This window comes from Sneathiella sp. HT1-7 (genome assembly GCF_020731145.1).
Classification (GTDB): Bacteria; Pseudomonadota; Alphaproteobacteria; order Sneathiellales; family Sneathiellaceae; genus Sneathiella.
Genome location: NZ_JAJFZN010000002.1, coordinates 819,134 through 844,556, shown reverse-complemented (window position 1 = coordinate 844,556; position 25,423 = coordinate 819,134). Strand labels below are relative to the sequence as shown.

Genomic DNA, 25,423 nt, shown 5'->3' with positions numbered 1-25,423 from the left:
GCAAAGCGGGGCAACCCTCCGGCGTGAATTCTTTTTCTTCGCCTAAAAAGCCACAAAAACAGGGATTTTCAGTCACAGGCCGCCATTCACTGTCGTCACAGCTAGGAAGGAGCGTTAAATGGGTCATTTCTCAAAAAATTCAGCAGCGGATGAGTCGCAGGATGGCGAAACGCCGGGGCAGACCCTCGCCTCAACCATCCTGCAGAAATCCCTCGTCGATTCCCAACTCTTGATGATGACGGCGGCTGAGCGTGGCATAGAGATTGATGAGGACGTGACCCGAACCATTCTGGAGACGAGCGACGCCTTCGACAAAGCCATTCTCACATCTGATGTTATCAATAGCTTCTGGCACGCCTACGAGACCCTCTCGCGCACGCTAAGTCCGATTACCATCGATAGTGTCCGCGCAACCCATGACATGCGCGGTTTGCGCTCAGGCATCTGGGGATATTTGCAAGGGCGTACATATGTGTCCTTTTCCAGAAAATCGGCCTTTCGCTACAAAATGCTATCGCTGACCACCTTGCTAAGCCTTATCGCGCTGCAGGTTTTCTGGGCCATCGGGAATACACTTGTCTTTGATATCAAATATCAGTCTGACCGGATCAATGAACTGGAATATCAACTATTCAATGAAAATGGCACTAATCGGTCGAGCAATCTCAACAGTCTTTCAAATAAGAACGAAATAGAGGCAGGAGGAAAGCCCCTGTCTGATAGTGATGCGGCAACTGGATCGACTGTAGGTATCACTGCGAAAACTTCGCCAAATCCCGTCGATATACAAACTCTCAATCGCCAGATCGACGAATATATCGCATGGCGCAGCGCAGAGATAATTGAGCTTAAGAACTGGAATCGTTTCTGGGGACGGATCATCTTTTTCAGCGCGCAAACATGGGAAAAGCCGGGCTATAGTGAATTGTCACCGGAATCAAAAATTCATGTTCATTATGTGTCCGCCCAATATGTGCTGCATGCCATTTCAGTTTACTTTTTGCCGATACTCTACGGCCTGCTGGGGGCGTCTTTCTATGTTCTGCGACAGTTGCCAAAGGATATCGAAAACCTGACTTTTTCGATGAATAGCCATATCGACTACAGCCTTCGGATTACGCAAGGCCCACTTGCCGGAATCATGGCCAGCTTCTTTTTTACCGAAGCACCCAGCAAGCTCTATTCCCTCACCTCTAACACCTCCGCCTTCGCGACGATCAAGCTCGGCTCGTCCAGCCTCGCAAATTTCAGTCCTCTCGCCATCGCTTTTCTTGCGGGCTATAGCGTAGAGCTTATTTTCTATGTGATTGATAAGATCATTTCCACAGTGACGACCTCCCGCTCGACCGCAACGGCCATCAAGCCACATCAGCCGATGAAGATGTCTTCTTCTTCGAAACCCGCCAAACCCACAGGCACTTAACGGTAGATTCCCGTAACAAGAATCGCCTCGTATATGTAGAAACTTCTTACCGATCACGCCGTTTCAGGGTGGCTTTCATCCTAAAAACGTCAAAAAAACAGCTAAATTGCATAAAAAATTGACGAAAATCGTCATCTTTGCGTCCATTTGTCCGGCTCGGTTACTTGTTAACGCAATGTTAAGAGTTCGAGGCGGATGATAAAGCTGTCCAAGGTTGATCGAAGCTATTTTTGCCGATTCCACCCCCTCCCCTCAAAGGCAGAGATGGCTTCGATTACCATCCTTCCCCGACGTATCAAAACTAGATCGGCTCGATATCGCCGGCCGCCTGCATGGCAAAGAAATCAAGCGCAAAATCCGCGAGAGCGCCTTCTTCAATTGCACCACGCATTCCGGCCATAACTTCTTGATAGTAATGCAGGTTATGCCAGGTGAGCAGCATAGATCCCAGCATCTCCTTCGCCTTGAACAAGTGATGGAGATATCCGCGGCTGTAATTCCGGCAAGCCGGGCAGCCGCAACGTTCATCCAGCGGGCGTGGATCATCCGCATGGCGGGCATTACGGATATTCACTGTGCCATAGCGCGTGAATCCTTGTGCGTTGCGCCCTGAGCGTGTTGGCAACACACAGTCAAACATATCAATCCCACGCATCACTGCCCCGACAAGATCATCAGGCTTGCCAACCCCCATAAGATATCGGGGCTTGTCCTGCGGCAGTGCTGGCGTCGTAAACTCCAGCGTGCGAAACATTTCCGCCTGCCCCTCGCCCACAGCCAAGCCGCCGACCGCGTATCCCTCAAACCCGATGCCGGTCAGCGCCGCAATGGATTCAAGGCGTAAGTCTTCATATGTCGAACCCTGCACAATGCCGAACAGGCCATAGCCGGACCGTTGCTCATAAGCCTCGCGGGAGCGTTCAGCCCAACGCATGGATCGGCGCATGGAACTTGCCGCCACATCCTCTGTCGCCGGATAAGGCGTGCATTCGTCGAAGGCCATGGTGATCGTAGCGTCGAGATCATTCTGGATCTGCATGGAACGTTCCGGCGTCAACTCGAACCGCTGCCCATCGATATGCGACTTGAAGGTTACGCCATTCTCGTCGATCTTGCGGAGTTCATTCAGAGACATCACCTGAAAGCCGCCGCTATCGGTCAGGATCGGCCGTTCCCAGTTCATGAATTTATGTAGGCCGCCGAGGCGCTTTACCCGTTCCGACCCCGGGCGCAGCATCAGGTGATAGGTGTTACCGAGCAGGATATCCGCCCCGGTCTCGCGCACCGCTTCGGGTGTCATCCCCTTCACCGTCGCCGCCGTCCCAACCGGCATGAAGGCCGGTGTGCGGATTTCCCCATGGGCGGTTTTCAGGGTCCCGCGCCGGGCTGCGCCATCGGTGGCGGAAATATTGAAGTCAAATGCGTTTGTCATGATTTCGGATATAGCAGCGAACAGTCGCCATAGGAATAAAAACGGTATTTTTCTGCGATCGCATGAGCATAGGCCCCCTGCATGGTCTCAAGGCCGGAAAAAGCCGAGACGAGCATAAACAACGTCGATTTCGGAAGATGGAAATTGGTGATCAGCAGATCAATCGCCTTGAAGCGATAGCCGGGCGTGATAAAGATATCCGTCTCCCCTTCAAAGGGATGTAGGACGCCTGCGTCATCTGCCGCGCTCTCAAGCAGGCGAAGGCTGGTTGTTCCGACCGCGACGATGCGGCCACCACGTCTACGTGTTTCATTTATTTTTTGAACTGTTTCCTCGTCCAGAAATCCGCGCTCTGCATGCATTTTATGATCATCGGTATCATCGACCTTAACGGGCAGAAAGGTTCCCGCTCCGACATGCAGGGTCGTTGTCACCATATCGATCTTTTTTGTGGCAAATTTCTTCAGAAGTGCTTCGGTGAAGTGAAGCCCCGCCGTTGGTGCCGCCACCGCGCCCTCGTCTTTCGCAAAGATTGTCTGGTAATCGCTCTTGTCCTGCTCATCAACAGCGCGCAGGCTGCTGATATAGGGCGGGAGTGGAATTTCCCCATGCTCCATAAGCTTTTCCATCAGCTGAGGACCAGAGGTAGAGAAGGCAAGTGCCACCTCCCCGCCATCAAATTTATCTGTCACCAGCGCCGTAAAACCATCGGCGAACTCTATGATATCGCTTGTCTTTAGCTTCTTCGCCGGTTTTGCAAAAGCATGCCAGCTATCGGCGGAAACATTCTTGTGCAGCGTCACCTCAATCTTTGCCGTGCGCCGCGTGCCCCGCAGACGCGCCGGGATCACCTTGGTGTCATTAAAGACAAGCAGATCCCCTTCGCGTAAGAGATCCGGCAGATCGGCGACAGTGAAATCGCTGAGCGTTTCCCCAACCACTAACAGCTTTGCCGCCTCACGCGGAACCGCCGGGCGATCGGCGATCAGCTCCGTCGGCAAGATAAAGTCAAATGCGTCAACTTTCATGATCTAAAACGCAAACGAACGACTTGGATACCCAAGCCGTTCGTGCCCAGAAATATTAAAATGTTACTCGACGTCAACCGCGACTTTAAGGCTGATGATCTTGTCCGGATCAGAAACAGAGCCATTGTCCATGCTGCTGCCCTTTTTTATCTTATGGACGGCATCCATGCCTTCGACTACCTGACCCCAGATAGAATATTGGCCATCCAGATGCGGCGCACGGTCGAACATAATGAAAAACTGGCTATCTGCACTATCGGGATGACCGGCGCGAGCCATTGAACATGTGCCTTCGATATGGTCTTCGTCGGAAAATTCGGATGAGAGATTCTGTCCCGATCCGCCCGTGCCAGTGCCTTGCGGACAGCCCGTCTGTGCCATGAAGCCATCAATCACCCGATGAAAGACAATGCCGTCATAAAAGCCTTCACGCGCCAGTTCCTTGATCCGTGCGACGTGGTTCGGCGCAAGATCGGGGCGCATCTCAATGATGACACGACCATCCTTTGTTTCAAGATAGAGGGTGTTTTCAAGGTCTCGTGCCATTATTTTCTCCTGTCTTCCGCGCACGAAGACGCACGCGGTTTAAAATTTCAACTATTTCGAATTTCTTTGAATAAGTTCGACCCGATCGACAATTTTCTGCGCCGTCGTCGCCGAAACAAATTTTGTGATATCACCATTCAGCAGGGCAATTTCCTTGACCAGGCTGGAGGCAATGAACTGATGCTGGTCAGAGGCCATCAGGAAAACCGTCTCAATCTCTGAATTCAGGCGCCGGTTCATACCAACCATCTGAAATTCATACTCAAAGTCGGATACCGCGCGCAGGCCACGGATAATGATGGCTGCGCCAACCTGCTCGGCGAAATGCATCAACAGGTTGTTGAAGGGTTTCACTACGAAATTGGTGCCTGGAAATTCCTCTGTCATTTTTTCAACCATCTCGACCCGTTCATCCACGGTAAAGAGAGGGTTTTTCCCGGGATTCATTGCCACACCGATCACCAATGTATCAACCAGCTTCGATGCGCGGCGGATAATGTCATAGTGACCCACCGTTATCGGATCAAAGGTCCCCGGATACAATCCTACGCGATTTTTGGACATGAATTTCCCTTTCTTTTCTTCGCTACTTCTATTTGTTAGCTTGATATTTTATGCGCACCGTTTTAGCCGTTCGCATCTTCATCTGTGGGCCCGGCATCATCCGCATTGTCATCAACTTCCCCATTCTCACCCTCGGACTTGTCATCGGCAAGCGCAGTCACAGAAACAACCTGCTCCCCTTTTGAGGTCTTGAAAAGGGTCACGCCCTGCGTATTCCGCCCGGCAATTCGGATATCTGTGACCGGTGTCCGGATGACCTTACCGCCATTGGTCACCAGCATGATCTGCTCATCTTCGGTGATTGGGAAAGTGGCAACCACATTGCCATTCCGATCGGAGGTTTCAATATTGATGATCCCTTGCCCACCACGATTGGTGACACGATATTCAAAGGCGTTCGTCCGCTTGCCATAGCCATTTTCGGTAATGGCAAGCAATACCTCCTCATCCTGCAGGAGAGCCTCATACTGTTCCGGCGAGAGAATGCCATATTCCGTGACGTTCCCGGCCTCATCGATGGATTTGCGCGCCCTGAGATACGCATCCCGGGTTTCCGTATCCGCCTCAACGGATTTGAGGATCGACATCCCAATAACACTGTCACCTTTGCCGAGCTTCATGCCACGGACACCGCTGGAATCCCGCCCCTTGAAGAGCCGCACATCGGTCGCGCGGAAGCGGATGCATTTACCGCCCTTGGCGGCCAGGAATACGTCAGAATCCGGCGTACAAATCCGGACATCGACAAGCTGATCATCCTCATCAAGCTTCATGGCGATCTTACCATTGGCCTTCACGTTAGAGAAATCACTGAGCAGGTTGCGGCGCACATTGCCCTTGGCTGTCGCGAACATTACTTCCAGTTCGGACCAGCTTTCCTCTTCCTCCGGCAGTGGCATCAGGGTGTAAATCACTTCCCCTTCTTCCAGTGGCAGAAGATTGATAATCGCCTTGCCGAGGCTTTGTGGTGACCCGAGCGGCAGACGATAGACCTTCATCTTATAAACCCGCCCAAAGGTCGAGAAGAACAGCACCGGTGTATGTGTATTCACGACAAATAGCTGCGTGACAAAATCCTCATCGCGGGTCTGCATGCCAGCACGTCCCTTACCGCCCCGGCGCTGTGGCTTGTAGGTCGAGAGCGGTACGCGCTTGATATAGCCCTTGTGACTGACCGTCAGCACCATATCCTCACGCTGGATCAAGTCCTCGATATCATGCTCGAACTCGCTTTCTTCGATCTGAGTCCGGCGCGGAACCGCATATTTTTCCTTCATCTCGAGAAGTTCGTCGCGGATGATGCTAATCAGGCGCGGACGGCTTGAAAGAATATCGAGATAATCGAGAATTTTCTCACCGAGATCTTTGAGTTCATCGCCGATTTCATTCTGGCCAAGCGCTGTCAGGCGTTGCAGACGAAGATCGAGGATCGCCCGGGCCTGTGCCTCCGAAAGGCGATAAGTGCCCTTCTCCGTAATTGCATATTCCGGATCATCCACCAGCCGGATCAGCGGTTCCACCGAGGAAGCATTCCAGTCACGCTCCATCAACTGGGCGCGCGCTGTCGCCGGATCTGGCGCGGCGCGGATCAGCTTGATCACTTCATCGATATTGGCGACCGCAATCGCTAGACCGATCAACACATGGGCCCGTTCGCGCGCCTTACTGAGCAGGAACTTGGTCCGCCGGGAGATCACTTCTTCGCGGAAATCCAGAAAGGCTTCCAGCAATTCCTTGACATTCAGAAGTTCTGGCTTGCCGCGATTAAGCGCCAGCATATTCACACCAAAGGACGTCTGAAGAGACGTGAAACGGAAAAGCTGGTTCAACACCACCTCCGCCATCGCATCACGCTTGATCTCGATAACGACACGCACCCCATGGCGATCAGATTCATCGCGAAGATCACCGATCCCCTCAATTTTCTTGGCGCGCACCAGATCGGCAATCTGCTCCACAAGGCGGGCCTTGTTAATCTGGTAGGGAATTTCGGTCACGATCAGCGCCTGCCGATCTTTGCGAATTTCCTCGATATCGACCTTGGCGCGCATAATGACCGAACCGCGCCCGGTGGTAAGGCCGCTGATCGAGCCGCTCCGACCGAGGATCGTGCCGCCTGTCGGGAAATCCGGTCCGGGAATAAAGTCGACCAGCTCTTCAACTGCCATTTCCGGCTTCTCAAGAAGCGCAAGCGCGCCATCAACTACTTCGCCGAGGTTATGCGGCGGGATATTAGTCGCCATGCCGACAGCAATACCACCGGCACCATTAACCAGAAGATTGGGATAACGCGCCGGCAAAACCGAAGGTTCGCGCTCGCTGTCATCATAGTTGTTAACAAAGTCGACGGTGTCCTTGTCGATATCATCGATCAGGCTCTCAGCGGCCTTTTGCAGACGCGCCTCGGTATAGCGCATGGCGGCAGCTTTATCGCCGTCCATGGACCCAAAGTTACCCTGCCCTTCCACCAGCTTGAGGCTCATAGAGAAATCCTGTGCGAGACGCACCATGGCGTCATAAATCGCGCTATCGCCATGGGGGTGATAACGACCCATCACATCACCGACGACGCGGGCAGATTTCCGGAAAGCCTTGTCCGAAGTATAGCCATTTTCATACATGGCATAAATGATACGCCGGTGTACCGGCTTGAGCCCATCACGGGCATCGGGAAGTGCGCGAGAGACAATCACGCTCATGGCATAGTCGAGATACGACCGCCGCATTTCCTCTTCGATAGTGACCGGTACGATATGGTTATCGGAAGGAGGTATTGTTACATCATTCAAGGCAGGGGTTCCTGAATAAACTTGAGTATGCCAGACATTGGTCGGGCACAGAAAAAACCATTAAACTCCCCTGCCGATATCAGCGACCGTCAAGGTTGGCCTGTTCTACAAGATATCCGCCTCATAAGCAACCTTTAGCGGGCCAAAAACCGCGCCTTTTTAGCCAAGAAGCGCCCCTAAAGCGCCGCACTGTCAAGGGCCTGGTGAGCTAGAGACGCGGACACCGGCTTCGTCACCCGCCCCGCCACCATCCGCCGATGCAACCTTGTTATGATCCGGCTTCCCGTTTTCTCGAACAAGAAAGGGAGAACAGCGTGAACCGTCGCACAGAATCCGGCAACGAAAAGCCAGAAGGCAAAGGAGCCGGACATTTCCATATGCTCGACATAACTTTCATTCACGGACGCGGGATGATCAGTAAACAGTTTCTGAATAGTCATGGTCTTTTTCCGTCATCTATCTAAACCCATAGCTTTAATATGGGATAATCATAACGGCAATTCCCGGAATATTTGCCTTTTATTAACCCATAATTCTCATATAATGAAACATATATTTCGATATTATCGTAAAATATGGGAAAAAATTCTATGGACGCCGTAGATCGAAAAATACTCGCCCATCTGCAGGAAGATAGTTCTATCGCCGTGGCGGAACTGGCTGAGAAAGTCGGCTGCTCCCGCACGGTCTGCTGGCGGCGCATCAAATCGCTAGAGGAGATAGGTGTCATCAGGGCACAGGTCACCCTGCTTGATCGGACCAAGCTCAACCTGCCGGTCACTGTTTTTGTCGCCATCAAGACCAGCCGCCATGATGCGGAATGGCTCCGCAAGTTTGCCGAGACAGTGGATAAATTCCCCGAGATCATGGAATTCTACCGGATGAGCGGTGATATCGATTATCTGCTGAAAGTGGTGGTCCCGGACGTCGCGGCCTATGACAAGTTCTATCATCGCCTGATCCGGGAGATTGACCTCTCCGATGTAAGTTCAAACTTCGCAATGGAGGAGATTAAATTCACCACCGCGCTGCCGCTGCAAATGCTTTAGCGGGTGATACGCGGTCGGCCGAAAGCGGTGGCCTCCAGAACGCTCTCAATAAACATCTCTCGCCCGCCGATATGAGCGACATTGTCCTGTCGGACGAATTTCGTGTGTACCTCCGCCGCGCCCGACTCCGTCGCGAGGGTCCGGGTCTCGCTTTTCAACAACTTTTCCGCTGCCGCCACCGCCGCGTCGATGCTCTCAAAATCCATCGGCTCCCCGCTGTGATAGAGGCGAAAGCCGTCATTATCTGTCGGCAGTATATTACCATGGGCACTCGTGCGAACCTGCCCCACCACCGCGCCCACCGCATTGGCGACGGCGGCATGATCGGGAATTATGGCAATGGTGCCGAGCTGCGTCGCGACATCCGGATAATAAATATGGGCGGAGGCACCAAGCCCGATCACCGGCAATTGAAGACCGATATCCAGCTTGATCAGCGGATGGGTGGCTTCTTGATGGGAAGCCCGAAGCATCGTCACCGCCTCCGCCGGGGTTAGAAGCGAGTCGTCCCCCAGCACCGCCGCGAGCAAGGTCTCACTGGAGATGTTAACCAGAGCGCTAAAAATCATCCGGCTCACCTCTTCTGCCGTATTGGACAGCGGCACACCGCGCGTATCCTTCTGCCGCCCAAAGAGAAGCGCCGCCTTTTCCGCCGCCTCTCTGTCCCAGCCCTCCTGTAACCCCAGAATATGTGCCGAGTCAGAGGGGGTCAGCCCGGCGATCATCACAAGACCGGTTGAGACCAATCTTTCGAGCGCCGAGAGTTGCCGCCGCCGCGTGATCAGTTTCTCCAACGGCTTTGGGCCGCTCTCCAACTCTGCGAAAAGTGCCGCCTCCAATTCGGACAGGGCCGCGAGATGCGCACTCTCCCGCCCAACGGCGAAAGCGAAGCGGCCAAAATTCTCCTGCCACCTGTCGCGCAACAACTGTGCATCCAGCGCGTCATGCACAAGGCCGGGATGCTCCGTGGCAAGCAGACTAACCGGCACCAGTCGTCGCGGCCCGAGCGTAAGTGCAAGACCGAAGCCGGATTTCACCGCCGCCACCTCGCTATCGCCGCCAAGGCCGACGGTATGGATTGCCACGGCCTCCACCATGGTGCGCCAACCGCCGACGGTTGCGCCATCCGCATCGAGACGCGGGCTGCCGTTTTCAAGTATCGCAATATCCGTTGTCGTGCCGCCAATATCCGAGACGATGGCATCTTCCTCACCACTTAGATACGCCGCGCCGACAAGACTTGCTGCCGGACCGGAGAGAATTGTCTCAATCGGTTTGAGTTTCGCAACCTCTGCCGAGATCAGCGCGCCATCTCCCTGCACGACCATGAGCGGCGCATCGATCTTCATATCCGCGAACAGCGCTTCACTGGAGGCAATCAGATGATGAATCAGGTTAATCAGCCGCGCATTGAGAACGGAGGTCAGCGCCCGGCGCGGCCCATCGAGCTTACTCGATAGTTCATGGCTGCAGGTCACACTGTTGTTTTCAGAGCGCGCGAGGATGATTTCCCGCGCGCGAAGTTCATGCTCCGGGTTGCGAATGGCGAAAAGGCCCGCGACGGCAAAGGCGGTGATAGTGCCTGCTGCATCTAACCCGGAATTGAGCGCCGCTTCATCGAGCGGAGCTTCCGCCTCCCCCTGCCCATTATGACCACCGGAGAGGAATATGACCGGATCACCCTTCAAGGCATCGCGCAGGCCATTGCGCTCCAGCGCTGTCTCGTCGAAGCCAATCAGGATCAGGCAGATACGCCCGCCCTGCCCTTCCACCAGCGCGTTGGTCGCAAGCGTCGTTGAAAGGGAGACAAGACCGATATCGGAAGTGGAAACTTCAGCCGAGCCGATCACGGAAGCAACCGACTTACCGATGCCAATGGCATAATCACGCCGTGTCGTGAGGGATTTGGCGCTCGCGATCACGCCCTTTTCTTCATCGAACAACACTGCGTCCGTGTAGGTCCCGCCGGTATCAATCCCCAACAGTAACGACATTAATTTCCCACGCCCACTGGTTATTCTGTTTTGGGAAAGGTCACGATTTCGACCTTGTTGCCATCCGGATCCTTGAAAAAGGCACCGAAGTATGTCGTGAGTGCCGCCTGCCGCGCCCCCGGCAAACCTGCATCTGTACCGCCATTCGCAAGCGCAGCCTGATAACATTCAAGAACCGTATCTTCACTTATGGCTCGGAGCGCGATATGAACGCCGGTATCGGCGGGCACCGGCGCCATGTCAGGACGCGCATTAATCCAGAATTCGGGAAATTTCTTGCCATACCCGACAGTTCCCGGGCGATCAGCAATCCGCGTCATACCCAAAAGCCCAAAGACAGCATCATAAAACTGCCCTGCTTTTTCAAGATCCTGTACAGCTATGGAAATGTGGTCTAGCGCCATTTTTCTTTCCTCCTCCGCCTTCAACCTCACTCCAATAAAAAAGGCCGCCCGCGACGGACAGCCTTTTTCTCATTTCACCGAGATGTTCACGCCCTTAGAAGGGAATGTCATCATCGAAATCGCCGCCCATGCCGCTTCCAGCCGGACCGCCATAACTGCGATCCCCACTCGGGGCACCGCCGCCGCCATAGTCATTGCCGCCCTTCTGTGTGCCACCGCCATAGCCACCGGCACCCTGTCCCTGACCACCGCCAGCACTATCAAGCATGGTGAGGGCAGAGTTAAAGCCCTGCAGCACGATTTCTGTTGAATATTTGGTGATGCCGTCCTGCTCATACTGGCGGGTCTGCAATTGACCCTCCAAATAAACCTTCGAGCCTTTCTTGAGAAACTGCTCGGCTATCTTGCAAAGTCCTTCATTGAAAATCACAACCCGGTGCCACTCCGTGCGCTCACGCCGCTCTCCGCTGTCCCGGTCCTTCCAGGATTCGCTCGTCGCTATACGCAGGTTGCAGACGGGCTTGCCATTATTCATATAGCGAACCTCAGGATCCGCGCCCAGATTTCCAACAAGAATGACTTTATTAACGCTGCCCGCCATGGTGTGTTCCGCTTTCGATTCTGTATTCTCTTAAAAAATTCTGGCCAGACAATAACGTGCAATAGCGCCTCTGGCCAGTGCTTTTCGACCATAATGTCGACCGTGAACAAAATGAAAACACTTTTTGCCGATAAGTCTGGCCTTTTCCCATATTAACCTATAAATTCCGGCACAGTTTTAAGCACATGTCAGGTATAATATCCGAATGCAGAAAATTCTCAGCATCCGCGGCGCCCGCGAACACAACTTGCAGAATGTTAATATCGATATCCCCCGCGATCAATTGGTGGTGATCACCGGTCTTTCCGGGTCCGGCAAGTCCTCGCTCGCCTTCGACACCATCTATGCGGAGGGGCAGCGTCGTTACGTCGAAAGCCTGTCGGCCTACGCGCGCCAATTCCTGGAAATGATGCAGAAGCCGGATGTGGACCATATCGACGGACTCAGCCCCGCCATCTCGATTGAACAGAAGACAACGTCGAAAAACCCGCGCTCCACAGTCGGTACGGTGACAGAAATCTATGACTATCTGCGTCTGCTCTATGCGCGTATCGGTGTGCCTTATTCTCCGGCAACAGGACTACCCATCGCCAGTCAGACTGTCAGCCAGATGGTCGATCAGGTGATGGCTAAGGGTGAAGGCAAGCGCCTTTATCTGCTCGCCCCCATTGTACGCGGCCGCAAGGGCGAATATCGCAAGGAATTTCTGGATCTGCGCAAGCGCGGCTTTCAACGGGTCAAGGTCGATGGCGAGATTTACGACATTGAGGACACCCCCGAACTCGACATGCAGATCAAGCATCATATCGACGTCGTCGTGGACCGCGTTGTATTGAATGAGGATATCCAGGGCCGCCTCGCTGATTCCATCGAGACCGCGCTCGACCTCGCCGACGGTTTGTTCGCTGTGGAAGATGCCGACACGCAGGAACGAACGATGTTTTCCTCCAAATTTGCCTGCCCTGTGTCGGGCTTCACGATTGAGGAAATCGAGCCGCGCATATTCTCCTTCAATAACCCTTACGGCGCCTGTACATCCTGCGGCGGATTGGGGACGGAAATGTTCTTTGATCCTGACCAGATTGTGCCCGATGTCACGCTATCCATGCGCGATGGCGCGATTGCCCCATGGTCCCGCTCCCAAACGCCAGCGCCATACTATATGCAGACGCTGGAAGCCCTCGCCAAGCATTACGGCTTTATGACGACGGAGCCTTGGGAGGAAATCGATGAGGAGGCGCAAAAGGCTGTCCTGTTCGGCACAGGAGAAACCAAAATCCAGATCACCTTCGATGATGGCTTGCGCACCTATAAGACCAACAAGCCGTTCGAAGGGGTTATTCCGAATATCGAGCGGCGCTGGCGCGAAACTGATAGCAGTTGGGTCCGCGAAGATCTGGAAAAATATCAGGATAAAACCGCCTGCAGTAAATGCGGGGGTCACCGGCTCAAGGAAGAAAGCCTCGCCATCCGCATCAATGGCCATCATATCGGCGAGGTCTGCGCAAAATCCATCCTCGATGCCCGCAAATGGTTCGAAGAACTTTCCGGAGCCCTGTCGAAAAAAGACAATTCCATCGCCGAGCGGGTTCTCAAGGAAATCAATGAACGGCTTGGCTTCCTTGTCGATGTCGGGCTTGAATATCTGACATTATCACGTGGCTCCGGCACGCTCTCCGGCGGGGAAAGCCAGCGTATCCGCCTCGCCTCCCAGATCGGCTCGGGCCTGACCGGTGTACTCTATGTGCTGGACGAGCCCTCCATCGGATTGCATCAACGGGACAACGCAAGGCTTCTTAAAACTCTCGTTAATCTGCGTGATCAGGGCAATTCCGTGATCGTGGTCGAGCATGACGAAGAAGCGATTATGACAGCCGATCATGTGGTCGATATGGGCCCGCGCGCCGGTCGCCATGGTGGTCGCCTGATCGCGCAAGGCTCTCCGGACGATATTATGAAGGAGCCGGAAAGCATCACCGGCAAGTATCTTTCCGGCGAAATGGAGGTTCCGCTTCCCAAGCAGCGCCGCCGTATCCAGGAATCGCGCCAGATTCATATCATCGGTGCGCGCCATAACAATCTGAAGCGTGTGAATGTCAACATCCCGCTTGGTACCTTTACCTGCGTGACCGGTGTTTCAGGTGGCGGCAAGTCGTCGTTAATTATCGAGACGCTGTACAAGGCCATCGCGAAGAAGCTCAACAACAACCGCAACCACCCGGGGCCGCATGACCGGATCGAGGGGATTGAGTGGCTCGACAAGATCGTCGATATCGACCAGTCTCCCATCGGGCGGACACCGCGGTCCAACCCCGCGACCTATACCGGCGCTTTCACGCCAATCCGCGAATGGTTTGCGGGCCTGCCTGAAGCGAAAGCCCGCGGCTATAAATCCGGGCGATTCTCCTTCAACGTCAAGGGCGGCCGTTGCGAGGCCTGCAAGGGCGACGGCGTCATTAAAATCGAGATGCATTTCCTGCCCGACGTCTATGTGCAATGCGACGTCTGCAAGGGGGAGCGTTATAACCGCGAGACGCTGGAGATTAAGTTCAAGGACAAATCCATCTCCGACGTGCTGAACATGACCGTCGATGATGCGGCGGTCTTCTTCAAGGCCGTGCCAAACGTCCGCGAGAAATTCGAAACCCTGCAACAGGTCGGTCTCGGCTATATCCATGTGGGACAGCAGGCGACGACCCTGTCGGGCGGTGAGGCGCAGCGCGTCAAGCTGGCGAAGGAACTCTCCCGCCGGGCGACGGGTCGCACGCTCTATATCCTCGACGAACCGACAACCGGCCTGCATTTCGAGGATGTGCGCAAATTGATGGAAGTGCTGCAGGCCCTTGTCGATGCGGGCAACAGCGTCCTCGTGATCGAGCATAACCTTGAGGTTATCAAGACGGCCGACTGGGTTGTCGATATGGGCCCAGATGGCGGCGATGCAGGCGGCTATCTGGTGGCCGAAGGGACACCGGAAGAGGTTGCCAAGGTACCGGAAAGCTATACCGGACGGTATCTGAAAGACATTCTCGCCAAACGACCCGCGGTCAAGCCGGCCGAAGGCACGGCGAAAAAGACCAAGAAAACGAAGGCTGCGTAATATCCATGAGTGCAGATCAAAAACCCGTACATATTATCGGCGGCGGTCTTGCCGGAAGCGAAGCCACCTGGCAGCTCGTTACGGCGGGTGTACCCGTCATCCTCCATGAAATGCGCCCCGTTCGCGGGACCGATGCGCATTTGACCGATGGTCTCGCGGAACTTGTCTGCTCCAACTCCTTCCGCTCTGATGATGCGGAAAATAATGCTGTTGGACTCCTTCATCGGGAAATGCGAGATATGGGCTCGCTGATCATGGAGAGTGCCGATATCAACCGGGTTCCGGCGGGTGGCGCACTTGCGGTCGACCGGGATGGTTTCTCCGCCTATGTACAGGATAAAATCGAGACTCATCCCCTGGTCACGCTGGAACGGGAAGAAGTCACGGACCTGCCCCCCGCCGACTGGGAACAGGTAATAATCGCCACGGGCCCCCTCACCTCCGGTGCGCTCGCCGAAAAAATCCATGCGGCAACTGGCGCCGATGCCCTCGCCTTTTTTGATGCGATTGCCCCGATTGTCTATAAAGACAGTATTAATTTTGATATCGCCTGGTTCCAGTCCCGCTATGACAAGGGCGACGGGTCGGATTATATCAACTGCCCGATGACCGAGACGCAGTACCGGGAGTTCATTCAAGCGCTGAATGAGGGCGGCAAGACGGAGTTCAAGGAATGGGAAAAGAACACTCCCTATTTCGATGGATGCCTGCCGATCGAAGTAATGGCGGAACGCGGACCGGAAACCCTGCGATTCGGGCCAATGAAACCCGTTGGCCTGACCAACCCGAATTCCGACGAGAAGCCCTACGCCGTTGTCCAGCTCCGGCAAGATAACAAGCTCGGCACGCTTTACAATATGGTCGGCTTCCAGACCAAGCTCACCTATGGCGAGCAGAAGCGGATTTTCCAGACCATCCCCGGGCTGGAGAAGGCTGAATTCGCCCGCCTTGGCGGTCTGCACCGAAATACCTTTATCAACAGCCCGGAAGTCCTGGACGAACAACTCCGCCTCAAGAATCATCCTCATATCCGCTTTGCGGGTCAGATAACCGGGGTCGAGGGATATGTGGAAAGCACCGCGATCGGGCTGATCGCCGGACGGTTCGCCGCCGCTGATGTCGCGGGGAGCGCTTTCGCCCTGCCGCCGGTCACCACGGCCATGGGTGCGATCCTGAGCCATATCACAGGCGGGGCCGACGCCAAGTCATTCCAGCCGATGAATGTCAACTTCGGCCTGTTCCCGCCCCCGGAAGGCCGGATCAAGAAAAAGGAGCGCAAACAGGCCTATACATCCCGCGCAGCGCAGGACTTCTCCGGCTGGCTTCAAAAGTCGCTACCTTAAAGAGCCGGAAAACTGCGTGATCTGGTAACCATTTGTATACGATGTTTATTTATTATCTGACGCAGGCATTTATTTTGACTGCCCCGATCTGCAACGATGACGGAAAATCGGGGGAACGGACAGGGTATATGCGGTTGGATCAGAATAACTTAATGCATAAGGTACAGCGGACATTTCTATGGAAGAAAAGCAGGATCCAAGCGTCTTTTTCGCATTTGACCATAAAATCTTCACCGTCGAGGGGGCTTATTTCAGCCTGACTCACGACACGAAAGAACCCTGTTTTTTTGTCAAAATTGGTGATGTTAAGGGTGCAATCCCAACGAAATCCCTTTGCCGGGAATTCGGTATCGATGACGAAAGCTCGGATTCTGATCTACTGTCCACCATTGGGCGTGCACTTAAATATGTCGAAGAAATCCGGCCTAATGATTCGATCCCGAAAGAACTGCTTGATGGTTCCGCTTCCTGGTCGATAGACGACTCGCACAAAGAAATCGCGCGCGGTCGTATTACGGCACAAATCATATCGTGGCTGCAAGGGGACGAGGAAATTGTCCTGAATATCAGCGAACTCGAAGCGATTGCCAATGACCCGGATACCAAGGAAAAAGTTCAGGAGGCTTTCCGCGAAATTGCTGAAAAGCTTGGTGTGCAGCGCGATGATGTGGTGGCAAAGATCGATGAAATTATTCGCGAACTCGCTTATATTGAAGCCTTGCGCGACCATTATTCAAAGATCAAGAAAATTAGCACTAATCTCGGTCGGATTGCCAATATTTACAAGCGTGATCGGGCGACATCCGAAGAAATAAACCGGATGCAGATTCTCATCGATCCTGTCATTCGAAGATTCGACAGGGAATTTATCGATATCGATGCCCAGACATGCGAAGTTATGGTCATCCTCAAAAATTTCCAGCCGACTGTCGATATTATCCGCAAAACACGGGACGAGTTGCATCAGCATTTCATGGTTTGGCGAAATATGGTGGAAAAATGGGATGGGATGATTATCGACGAAAGCTCCGAGATTGAACGGCTTTTACGGGATACATACCAGTTTCTTGCCCGCAATTATATGCAGTCACAAAGCTGGCGGTTGGGCGGCGTTTAGCCAACCCTCTTCAGCGCCCGAAGAAAAGCGCAGAAATTTTACGCAATCCCCCGATATCCATTTTCTCATGCGCCGGATCAAACCCCGACTTACGGAGCCGACTGAGGTAAAGCGTGCTAAGCGCGGAAAGGCGATAGACATTTTTTTCCGATTTAGGCCGACCTGTTATCAATTTTCGCGCGGCACTCTGTTCGCTCTCGGCAAGGTCCGTCAACTCTTGCATAAGTCCGAAAAATACTTCCCGGTTTTTTGACGTAAAGAGCGTATCAGCGTTAAGGCCATGCGCGTCAATCATCTCGGACGGAATACGCAACACATCTTGCGCAACGTGATAGGGCACGGCTCGAAGAATACCTACGAGCGCGTAGGCCTTGCCGACCTGACGTGCGGCGGCAAGACCGCCCGCATCTGTCACGCCCATTATTCGCATGAAAAGGCTGTTCAATATGCCTCCCGTCTGATCCGCATAGGAGAGCAGTTCTGATATGCGTTGAAACGGCTGTGGATCAAGATCATAAGCCCGGGCATCGATAATATTCTGAAAATCACCGACATCAAGACCATGAGCCGGGATAGTGTGCGCCAGCGCTTCCGCCACAGGATGGGCAGGCACTTTTCCGGCGGCAATCGAATTCAGCGCATCGCGCCACCATTGAAGGCGGATGTCACCGAGCATTGGCTCGCTCACCGTTTCGCGTATCCGCGCAATTTCCGCATGAAAGGCCAACAGGGCGAACACCCCGTCCCGAGCGGTGGGCGGCGCGAACAGAACCGTCAGCCAGCGATCATAGTCATACCGCTTCACTTCATCGGATAGATAGCTATTCTGGCCTTCTTCACTCACCAACTGTCTCAACTTTTATGTAGAATCATTATAAAAAACTGGAAGCGCACATAATTTGGTATATATCTGTATGCGTAGAGATATGCGAGTTCTTTCCCCGATCAGGGGCTTGAATTTTCACGGAATTAAGAACTGAAAAATTGACCACAAAAATGGCAAGAGGATAATTATGGCTTTTGAACTTCCCCCCCTTCCTTACGCAAAAGATGCTTTGGCCCCCCATATTTCGGAAAATACTCTCGATTTTCACTATGGAAAGCATCACAACGCCTATGTGACGAATTTGAATGGTCTCCTGGATGACGCCGACAGCCGCTCACTGGAAGAGATTATGAAAGATACTGCTGGCGACGCGAGCAAAGCCGGTGTTTTCAACAATGCCGCGCAGGTCTGGAACCACACTTTCTACTGGCACTCCATGAAGCCGAACGGCGGCGGCAAGCCAACAGGTGCCATTGCGGCAAAGATTGATGAAGACTTTGGCTCCTATGAGAAATTCGCCGAAGAATTCAAGACTGCCGGCGCAACCCAATTTGGCAGCGGCTGGGCCTGGCTGGTTCTCGACGGCGGCAAGCTGAAGGTCACAAAGACCCCTAACGCGGCCTGCCCGCTCACTGACGGCGCAAAGCCGATCCTGACCATGGATGTCTGGGAACACGCTTACTATCTCGACTATCAGAATGCGCGTCCAAAATATATGGAGACATTTCTGGCAAGCCTTGTGAACTGGGATTTCGCGAACGAAAATCTCGGCTAACGGCTACCATATACATCAAAAAAGGCGCTTCTTTCGGGAAGCGCCTTTTTTGTATCTAGAATAAATTCTGCGCCGAAACCATTGCGTAAAGCATTGGGAACGATAGCATCGTATTCGTCCGGGAAAAGAGCATTGCCGTCCGGGCCGACGCCGCCTTGGCTTCCGCATTCGCATCGACAATGCCGAGTGCTTTCTTCTGGTTGGGCCAGATCACGAACCATACATTGAACCACATAATGATGCCGAGCCACATGCCAATCCCGATGGCAAAGCTCTTGTCAACAGCGAAGCCCTCTTTCGCACCTAGGGTTAAGGCATCCACGATATAGCCGTTCATCCATGCCAACAGCAGGCCGGTAACGATGGTCGCCATTGCGGCCCAGCGGAACCACCAAAGCGCAGCGGGTGCAATCACCTTACCGATCGCAGGCTTCTGCTCATCCGGGATATTGGGCATGTTCGGAATTTGCACAAAGTTGAAATAATACAAAAGACCCACCCACATCACTCCGCTCAACACATGAAACCAGCGCATGACAAAACTGCTATAGGCATGACCGCCCATGTCGAAGCCGCCCCCGGTAACCGCGGTGACAATCACAACCATAATGATGGTCAGGACAATCCCGGCGATAACAGTATTTCTGAGATTTGATAAGATACTGGACATGACTTTCCCTCCCCTTGAGGATAATCCTGCCCGGCTCCGTTATGAGTTTTCTACGCCGGGAGGATATGTGCGCGAATCATAAAGCCGGAAAGCCATTCATGTAAAGTCTGTAATATATAAGGGTAGTTCAAATAGCGATCAGCGCCGCGGCGACCCGACGCCGCTCCAGCAGCAGGACATTATAGGTCCGGACCGCTGCGCCTGTGCCCATGGCGTCGATGACAATGCCTTTTTCTCTGAGAGCGTTACGGATATCATCCTCGATATAGGCCATCCCGTCGCCACATCCGATCAGCAGGATTTCAATCTCATCGCTCTTCTCAATCAGACTGGCGAGACTGTCGAGGCTGATCCCGTCGATATCCGCAAGAGACCAGTTCTCCGTCTTTTCAGGCAAGATCAGGACAGATCCTTCATACCACACACCGCTCACCCGGAAGCCGCCATCGCCGTAGCCATTGATGAGCTGCTGTCCTTCCTGGGGTAGGCCGGATATGTCCTGCATGACGTCTCCTGTTGTTGGATCGCGAAGCGTTAGCTTTTTTCTTCTGCATCCCCATCGGCACGTTCCGCGCCAGCGAAACCGTCTTCTTCCTCTTTCTGATGCGTCAGGCCGATATGAAGTAGAACCGGTGCGGCAACAAAGATCGACGAATAAGTACCGACAATGACACCAAAAATCATGGCCGTCGCGAAGCCGCGGATCACTTCGCCCCCGAAAATATAAAGGGCAACTAGGGCCAGTAACGTCGTGACCGAGGTCATGACCGTCCGGGTCAGGGTTTCGTTGATGGAAAGATTGATCAGCTCCGCGACCGACAGCTTCTTGTAACGGCGGAAGTTCTCGCGAATCCGGTCATAGACCACCACGGTATCGTTGATTGAATAGCCGACAATCGTCAGGATAGCCGCAACGGAGGCGAGATTAAACTCGATCCGTGTGATGGCGAACATGCCGATGGTCAGAATAACGTCATGGACCAGCGCGATAACTGCACCGACAGAATAATGCCACTCAAACCGCAGCCAGATATAAACCAGCATGGCCAGCACGGCGACGACGACCGCCTCCGTCGCGGCGATAACCAATTCTTCCGAGACCGTCGGCCCGACGAATTCCACGCGACGGTAGGAAATTTCATCACCGAAATCTGATGCCAACTGCTGTTTGATCACGGTCACCGCTTCCTGCTGGGCGGAGGCATCACCTTCCTGTCGCTGTACGCGGATCAGGATATCTGTATCGCTGCCGAAAGTCTGAAGCGCCACCTGGCCCAAGCCCAGCCCGCCGAGAGAGCCACGCATATCACCGAGATCCGGCGCGGTTTCCGTCCCGACCTCAATCAGGATACCACCTTCGAAATCGATACCCTTGTTAAACCCGATTGTCAGGAAGGCCCCGATTGATCCAAGGATCAACACCGCCGACAGAATAAAGGCGATCATCCGGTATTTCAGGAAGGGGATGGCGGTATTATCCGGCACAAGCTTGATTTTATACATGTTTCCGGTCCCCTAAATCTCGAGTGTCTTCGGGCGCTTGCGCTGCATCCAGAAGGAAATAAGCATGCGCGAGAGCATAATCGCCGTGAACATGGAACTGATAATCCCGATCAGCAGCGTCACCGCAAAGCCCTTGACCGGCCCGGAGCCCATCACGAACAGGATAACGGCGGCAATACCGGTGGTGACGTTGGCGTCGATAATCGTTGTAAAAGCCCGCGCAAATCCGGAATTAACCGCATTCAACGGCGTCTTACCCACTCTAATTTCTTCGCGGATACGCTCAAAAATCAGGACGTTAGCATCCACCGCCATACCGATGGTAAGAACGATACCCGCAATACCAGGCAGCGTCAGCGTTGCTCCCAGAACAGAAAGAACCGCCATGATCAGGAATATATTCATTGCCAGCGCCACATTGGCAAAAATGCCGAACAGGCCATAGCTTGCGATCATGAAGACCGCGACAGCGATAATACCGATAATACCGGCGATCTCACCGGCGGCAATACTGTCCGCGCCCAAGTCAGGCCCAACGGAACGTTCTTCCAGAATATCAAGCGGCGCCGGAAGCGCGCCCGCCCGGAGGAGCAACGCAAGGTCCTGCGCCCCCGCTACATTGAAACCACCGCTGATGACAGCGGAGCCACCCAAAATCGGCTCATTAATGCGCGGTGCACTGACGACCTTGTTATCGAGAACAATTGCGAAAGGCTTGCCGACATTGTCGGTCGTTGCCCGGCCAAACTGCTTCGCCCCCAGCCCGTCAAAACGGATAGAGACGACCGGCTGACCCTGCTGAAAAGTGGCCTGCGCATCTTCCAGATTCTCACCAGAGACCATGGTCCGGCTCTTGATAATGTATGTCCGACCATCTTCTTGAATCGACGGAAGCCGTTTGGAGCCCGGCGGCACCCGACCAGCCGCGCCAACATCGGAAGTCAGGTCAACTAGGTGAAAGGTAAGCTGCGCCGTTTCGCCCAGAAGGCGCTTAATCCGGTCCGGATCATCGATCCCCGGCAATTGCACCAGAATACGATCGGTTCCTTGTCGCTGGATTGCGGGCTCATTCACGCCCGTCTCATCGACACGGCGGCGGACAATCTCAATAGACTGATCAACAGCAGCACTGAGCCGCGCGGTAATCGCCGATTCACTTGGCGTCAGGGTAACGCGGCCTTCATCGGAGGCGATCACGACATCGCGCTGTCCGTTCGCCATGATATTCGATAAATCCGAAAGCCGTTCTCGCGCTTTTTCCTCATCCGCCGGATCCCGAAGGGTGAAGGACACCACTTCGCCGTCATGCCCAAGATCGCGATACCCGACATTATCGCCCTGTTGTCGCAAGCTGTCGCGCACGCCATCGACAAGGCTATCCATCATCTTGGTTTTTACGGTGTCGGCATCAATCTGCAACAGAAGGTGGGACCCCCCTTGCAGATCAAGCCCGAGATTAACCTGTTTCGTCGGCATCCAGTCCGGCAATCCACTGAGTGCCGATTTACCAACGAAATTAGGAAGCGTGTAGAGTATCCCGAAGGCGCAAACGATCGCCACAACGATAATCTTCCACGTGGGGAAGCGGTTCATGAGGGTTGGCCGTTATTTCTTGAAAAACTTGCTAACCGGATTGCCGCCCGCGGGCTTATCCCCTTCGGCCTTATCGTCACCACCATCTTTCGGCGCGGCAGGCGCAGGCTCACCCTTGGTCTTGACTTCCGTCAGGGTCGATTTCACAACATCGATGCGAACTTCCGGTGCAACTTCAATCTGGACGACATTATCGTCACGCACTTTGGTCACTTTACCCATGATGCCACCGGCGGTGACAACATTGTCGCCGCGGCGAACCGCCTCAATCATGGCGCGGTGTTCCTTTGCCCGTTTCTGCTGCGGACGAATAAGAAGAAAGTAAAACACGACACCGATCAGTACGAGCGGCAAAAGTTGGGTTAGTCCTTGGTCCATCGTAATAGGTCCTTTGGTACAATTCGTGACGAAGGGATGACAGCGCTCTGCCCTCCCCGTGGAAATACTGAACGACTTTTATATTGTTCCTGCCGCGCAATGCAAGCCGCAATCGGAAATCTCCGTTAATTGGAGGATCCTTGGGGCTGCCTGACGAACGGGCGCTTGAACATTCCGCCGTATGGTGGCATTTATGTTGCCTGTCCCGTAAATTGGGGTCTGCCCCTTCTGATTTCAATTGGTGAATATGAGTAACGATAAAATCCTCGCGCAGCTGACGCGCATCGCCGACAGCCTTGACCGTCTGGCGCCACCCGCAACGACTCCTGTTGATCTCGACAACGGCGACGCTTTTGTCTGGGAAGCCGAAAGCAATCACTTGCGTGTTATTCCAAAGGTCAACCATGTGGATATGTCGATCCTGCATGGGATCGACCGGGTCCGCGACATTCTCTATGACAACACCCTACGCTTCGCCAAGGGCCTGCCCGCCAATAACGCGCTGCTCTGGGGCGCGCGCGGCATGGGGAAAAGCTCCCTCGTCAAGGCATCCCACGCGCAAGTGAATGAGGAAATGGAGAACACGCTCGCATTGATCGAGATTCATCGGGAGGATATCCCTTCCCTCCCCACCCTGATGCAACAGCTTCAGAAAACAGATCGGCGCTCTGTCATCTTCTGCGATGATCTGTCATTCGACAGCGACGATTCCACTTATAAATCCCTCAAAACCGTGCTCGATGGTGGGCTGGAGGGTCGGCCCGCGAATGTGATCTTCTACGCCACATCAAACCGCCGCCATATGATGCGCAGGGACATGATCGAAAATGAGCGTTCCACCGCCATCATGCCGTCGGAAGCGATTGAGGAAAAAGTTTCGCTCTCTGATCGGTTCGGCCTCTGGCTCGGCTTCCATAGCTGTTCGCAGGATGAATATCTCGAGATGATTCGCAGATACCTCAAACATTACAACATCCCGATCAGCGAGGAAGAGTTCACGCGAGAGGCGATCGAATGGACCCGCACCCGCGGCAGCCGATCGGGCCGTGTCGCCTGGCAATATATTCAGGACGTCGCCGGACGAACCGGCACCGTCATCGAGTGATCGATAAAGTAATATAAAAAACGAAAGACGGCGATATGGAAGCAAGTTTCTGGCACGACAGATGGAACGCCAACGAAATCGGGTTTCACCAACCCAAACCCAATGCCCTGCTTGAAAGAAATTTCGCGGTGCTGGCTCTCCCAAAAGGAAGCCGTATTTTTCTGCCGCTCTGTGGCAAAACGCTTGATATCGGTTGGCTTCTTGCGAACGGATATCGGGTTGCCGGCGCAGAACTCAGCGAAAATGCCGTTAAACAGCTATTTGAAGAATTGGGCGTCACCCCTGACATTACGCCGACGGGCAAGCTCACCCGCTATAGCGCGCCGGATATCGATATCTTTGTTGGTGATATCTTTGAATTGTCTGCCGATCTGCTGGGTACGGTTGATGCAATTTATGACCGGGCTGCCCTGATCGCCCTGCCCGACGAGATGCGCAGACGATACGCGGGACATCTGCGGGAAATCACCGGCGCGGTCTCACAACTGCTAATCACAATCGAGTATGATCAGAGCAAAATGCCGGGTCCGCCCTTCTCTGTTGACGGCGAAACAGTGAAAAGCCTCTATAACGGCAGCTACCGCATTACCTCGCTTGAAGAGAAAGAAATACGCGGCGGGTTTAAAGGGCAGATCCCCGCGAGTGAGGTCGTTTGGCATCTCGACAAGGCCTGACCTTGTTCAGGCTGCTTTACCTCAGGCGTAATTGATTATCCTACGGGAGTGAGTCAGGATGGGGTTTCCTTTAATTTACAAGAAGCGCTCCGATGACGAAAACTGATCTTACCGCCTATATTCGTGACAGAATGCCCCTCTGTGCGACCCTCGGGATGAAAGCCGAGAAAATAGCCGCCGATGAAGTAATCCTGACCCTCGATTGGACGACGGGTCTTTGTACCAGTGCGGGCATCCTCCACGGTGGGGCCATAATGGCGCTCGCCGATAGTGCCGGTGGTGCGGCGGCCTTTGCCAACCTGCCCGAAGGCGCGAGCGGAACATCCACCATTGAATCGAAGACCAACTTTCTCGGTGCCGTGCGGGAGGGGCGCGTCACAGCGACAGCCAAACCACTCCATGTCGGTGGCTCGACAATTGTCATCGAGACGGAAGTCAGGAATTCGGATGGGAAGCTGATCGGCAAGGTCACCCAGACACAGACTGTGCTGCGCCCGAGAGGCTGATCA

At 54.0% G+C, this 25,423-nt stretch carries 24 protein-coding genes; 9 read left to right on the top strand and 15 right to left on the bottom strand.

The annotated features are described in order from the left end of the window. The first annotated feature begins 118 nt into the window (after positions 1 to 118). The gene (locus tag LKE13_RS09430; RefSeq protein WP_227950568.1) at positions 119 to 1,423 is read left to right on the top strand and encodes a hypothetical protein; all 1,305 of its coding nucleotides are present in this window, start codon (positions 119 to 121) and stop codon (positions 1,421 to 1,423) included. 301 nt (positions 1,424 to 1,724) lie between these two features. Here the strand turns inward: LKE13_RS09430 and tgt are convergent, their stop codons facing one another. The 6 genes from tgt to LKE13_RS09400 form a co-directional block, all read right to left on the bottom strand. Next, entirely contained in the window at positions 1,725 to 2,855 is a 1,131-nt protein-coding gene (gene tgt, locus LKE13_RS09425) for a tRNA guanosine(34) transglycosylase Tgt (protein ID WP_227950565.1), read from the bottom strand. Next, on the bottom strand, positions 2,852 to 3,883 hold the full coding sequence (gene queA, locus LKE13_RS09420) for a tRNA preQ1(34) S-adenosylmethionine ribosyltransferase-isomerase QueA (protein WP_227950563.1): 1,032 nt from the start codon (positions 3,881 to 3,883) through the stop codon (positions 2,852 to 2,854). Before queA ends, tgt begins: the two co-directional genes overlap by 4 nt. A 63-nt stretch (positions 3,884 to 3,946) precedes the next feature. Then, on the bottom strand, positions 3,947 to 4,429 hold the full coding sequence (locus LKE13_RS09415; protein ID WP_227950561.1) for a peptidylprolyl isomerase: 483 nt from the start codon (positions 4,427 to 4,429) through the stop codon (positions 3,947 to 3,949). Positions 4,430 to 4,480: 51 nt separating this feature from the next. Then, positions 4,481 to 4,993, bottom strand: coding sequence for a pantetheine-phosphate adenylyltransferase (gene coaD, locus LKE13_RS09410; RefSeq protein WP_227950559.1), 513 nt, complete (start codon positions 4,991 to 4,993; stop codon positions 4,481 to 4,483). 62 nt (positions 4,994 to 5,055) lie between these two features. After that, positions 5,056 to 7,782 carry a DNA gyrase subunit A gene (gene gyrA / locus LKE13_RS09405; RefSeq protein WP_227950556.1) on the bottom strand — a complete coding sequence of 909 codons (2,727 nt, stop codon included), beginning with the start codon at positions 7,780 to 7,782 and terminating at the stop codon, positions 5,056 to 5,058. A gap of 176 nt (positions 7,783 to 7,958) precedes the next feature. After that, positions 7,959 to 8,222 carry a DUF6356 family protein gene (locus LKE13_RS09400; protein ID WP_227950554.1) on the bottom strand — a complete coding sequence of 88 codons (264 nt, stop codon included), beginning with the start codon at positions 8,220 to 8,222 and terminating at the stop codon, positions 7,959 to 7,961. A gap of 150 nt (positions 8,223 to 8,372) precedes the next feature. Between LKE13_RS09400 and LKE13_RS09395 the strand changes: the two genes are divergently transcribed. Further along, positions 8,373 to 8,831 carry an Lrp/AsnC family transcriptional regulator gene (locus LKE13_RS09395; RefSeq protein ID WP_227950552.1) on the top strand — a complete coding sequence of 153 codons (459 nt, stop codon included), beginning with the start codon at positions 8,373 to 8,375 and terminating at the stop codon, positions 8,829 to 8,831. On the opposite strand, the gene LKE13_RS09390 is transcribed toward LKE13_RS09395, so the two are convergent. The 3 genes from LKE13_RS09390 to ssb form a co-directional block, all read right to left on the bottom strand. Further along, positions 8,828 to 10,825 carry a hydantoinase/oxoprolinase family protein gene (locus LKE13_RS09390; protein WP_227950550.1) on the bottom strand — a complete coding sequence of 666 codons (1,998 nt, stop codon included), beginning with the start codon at positions 10,823 to 10,825 and terminating at the stop codon, positions 8,828 to 8,830. The two genes, LKE13_RS09395 and LKE13_RS09390, sit on opposite strands and share 4 nt — an antisense overlap. Positions 10,826 to 10,845: 20 nt before the next feature. Beyond that, on the bottom strand, positions 10,846 to 11,229 hold the full coding sequence (locus LKE13_RS09385) for a VOC family protein (protein WP_227950548.1): 384 nt from the start codon (positions 11,227 to 11,229) through the stop codon (positions 10,846 to 10,848). A 94-nt stretch (positions 11,230 to 11,323) separates the two neighbouring features. Then, positions 11,324 to 11,830, bottom strand: a complete 507-nt coding sequence (gene ssb / locus LKE13_RS09380; RefSeq protein WP_227950545.1) for a single-stranded DNA-binding protein — start codon at positions 11,828 to 11,830, stop codon at positions 11,324 to 11,326. A 205-nt stretch (positions 11,831 to 12,035) separates the two neighbouring features. On the opposite strand from ssb, the gene uvrA reads away from it, so the two are divergent. The 3 genes from uvrA (at position 12,036) to LKE13_RS09365 (ending at position 17,390) form a co-directional block, all read left to right on the top strand. After that, a complete protein-coding gene (gene uvrA / locus LKE13_RS09375; protein ID WP_227950543.1) occupies positions 12,036 to 14,930 on the top strand; it encodes an excinuclease ABC subunit UvrA in 2,895 nt (964 codons plus the stop codon). Positions 14,931 to 14,935: 5 nt separating this feature from the next. Beyond that, positions 14,936 to 16,273: a methylenetetrahydrofolate--tRNA-(uracil(54)-C(5))-methyltransferase (FADH(2)-oxidizing) TrmFO gene (gene trmFO, locus LKE13_RS09370; RefSeq protein ID WP_227950541.1), complete on the top strand. Its 1,338-nt coding sequence runs from the start codon at positions 14,936 to 14,938 to the stop codon at positions 16,271 to 16,273. A 178-nt stretch (positions 16,274 to 16,451) separates the two neighbouring features. Continuing rightward, complete coding sequence (locus tag LKE13_RS09365) at positions 16,452 to 17,390, top strand: hypothetical protein (protein ID WP_227950538.1); 939 nt, start codon at positions 16,452 to 16,454, stop codon at positions 17,388 to 17,390. A 10-nt stretch (positions 17,391 to 17,400) separates the two neighbouring features. On the opposite strand, the gene LKE13_RS09360 is transcribed toward LKE13_RS09365, so the two are convergent. Next, positions 17,401 to 18,234 (bottom strand): phytoene/squalene synthase family protein, encoded by an 834-nt coding sequence (locus LKE13_RS09360; protein WP_227950536.1) that lies wholly within the window; start codon positions 18,232 to 18,234, stop codon positions 17,401 to 17,403. A 169-nt stretch (positions 18,235 to 18,403) separates the two neighbouring features. Between LKE13_RS09360 and LKE13_RS09355 the strand changes: the two genes are divergently transcribed. Then, positions 18,404 to 18,991: a superoxide dismutase gene (locus LKE13_RS09355; RefSeq protein WP_227950534.1), complete on the top strand. Its 588-nt coding sequence runs from the start codon at positions 18,404 to 18,406 to the stop codon at positions 18,989 to 18,991. 55 nt (positions 18,992 to 19,046) lie between these two features. Here LKE13_RS09355 and LKE13_RS09350 read toward each other — a convergent pair whose 3' ends face one another. The 5 genes from LKE13_RS09350 to yajC all read right to left on the bottom strand — a co-directional run bounded on the left by LKE13_RS09350 (position 19,047) and on the right by yajC (position 23,135). Continuing rightward, entirely contained in the window at positions 19,047 to 19,661 is a 615-nt protein-coding gene (locus LKE13_RS09350) for a urate hydroxylase PuuD (protein WP_227950532.1), read from the bottom strand. A 127-nt stretch (positions 19,662 to 19,788) separates the two neighbouring features. Continuing rightward, entirely contained in the window at positions 19,789 to 20,166 is a 378-nt protein-coding gene (locus LKE13_RS09345; RefSeq protein ID WP_227950529.1) for an Mth938-like domain-containing protein, read from the bottom strand. A 29-nt stretch (positions 20,167 to 20,195) separates the two neighbouring features. Then, positions 20,196 to 21,164 (bottom strand): protein translocase subunit SecF, encoded by a 969-nt coding sequence (secF, locus tag LKE13_RS09340; protein WP_227950527.1) that lies wholly within the window; start codon positions 21,162 to 21,164, stop codon positions 20,196 to 20,198. 12 nt (positions 21,165 to 21,176) lie between these two features. Further along, the gene (gene secD, locus LKE13_RS09335) at positions 21,177 to 22,757 is read right to left on the bottom strand and encodes a protein translocase subunit SecD (RefSeq protein ID WP_227950524.1); all 1,581 of its coding nucleotides are present in this window, start codon (positions 22,755 to 22,757) and stop codon (positions 21,177 to 21,179) included. Between the two features lie 12 nt (positions 22,758 to 22,769). Continuing rightward, a complete protein-coding gene (gene yajC, locus LKE13_RS09330) occupies positions 22,770 to 23,135 on the bottom strand; it encodes a preprotein translocase subunit YajC (protein WP_227950522.1) in 366 nt (121 codons plus the stop codon). Positions 23,136 to 23,382: 247 nt separating this feature from the next. Between yajC and LKE13_RS09325 the strand changes: the two genes are divergently transcribed. From LKE13_RS09325 to LKE13_RS09315, 3 genes are all read left to right on the top strand, one after another. Then, on the top strand, positions 23,383 to 24,240 hold the full coding sequence (locus LKE13_RS09325) for an ATP-binding protein (RefSeq protein WP_227950520.1): 858 nt from the start codon (positions 23,383 to 23,385) through the stop codon (positions 24,238 to 24,240). 35 nt (positions 24,241 to 24,275) lie between these two features. After that, on the top strand, positions 24,276 to 24,914 hold the full coding sequence (tmpT, locus tag LKE13_RS09320; protein ID WP_227950518.1) for a thiopurine S-methyltransferase: 639 nt from the start codon (positions 24,276 to 24,278) through the stop codon (positions 24,912 to 24,914). 92 nt (positions 24,915 to 25,006) lie between these two features. Further along, complete coding sequence (locus LKE13_RS09315; protein ID WP_227950516.1) at positions 25,007 to 25,420, top strand: PaaI family thioesterase; 414 nt, start codon at positions 25,007 to 25,009, stop codon at positions 25,418 to 25,420. The last annotated feature ends 3 nt before the right edge of the window (positions 25,421 to 25,423 follow it).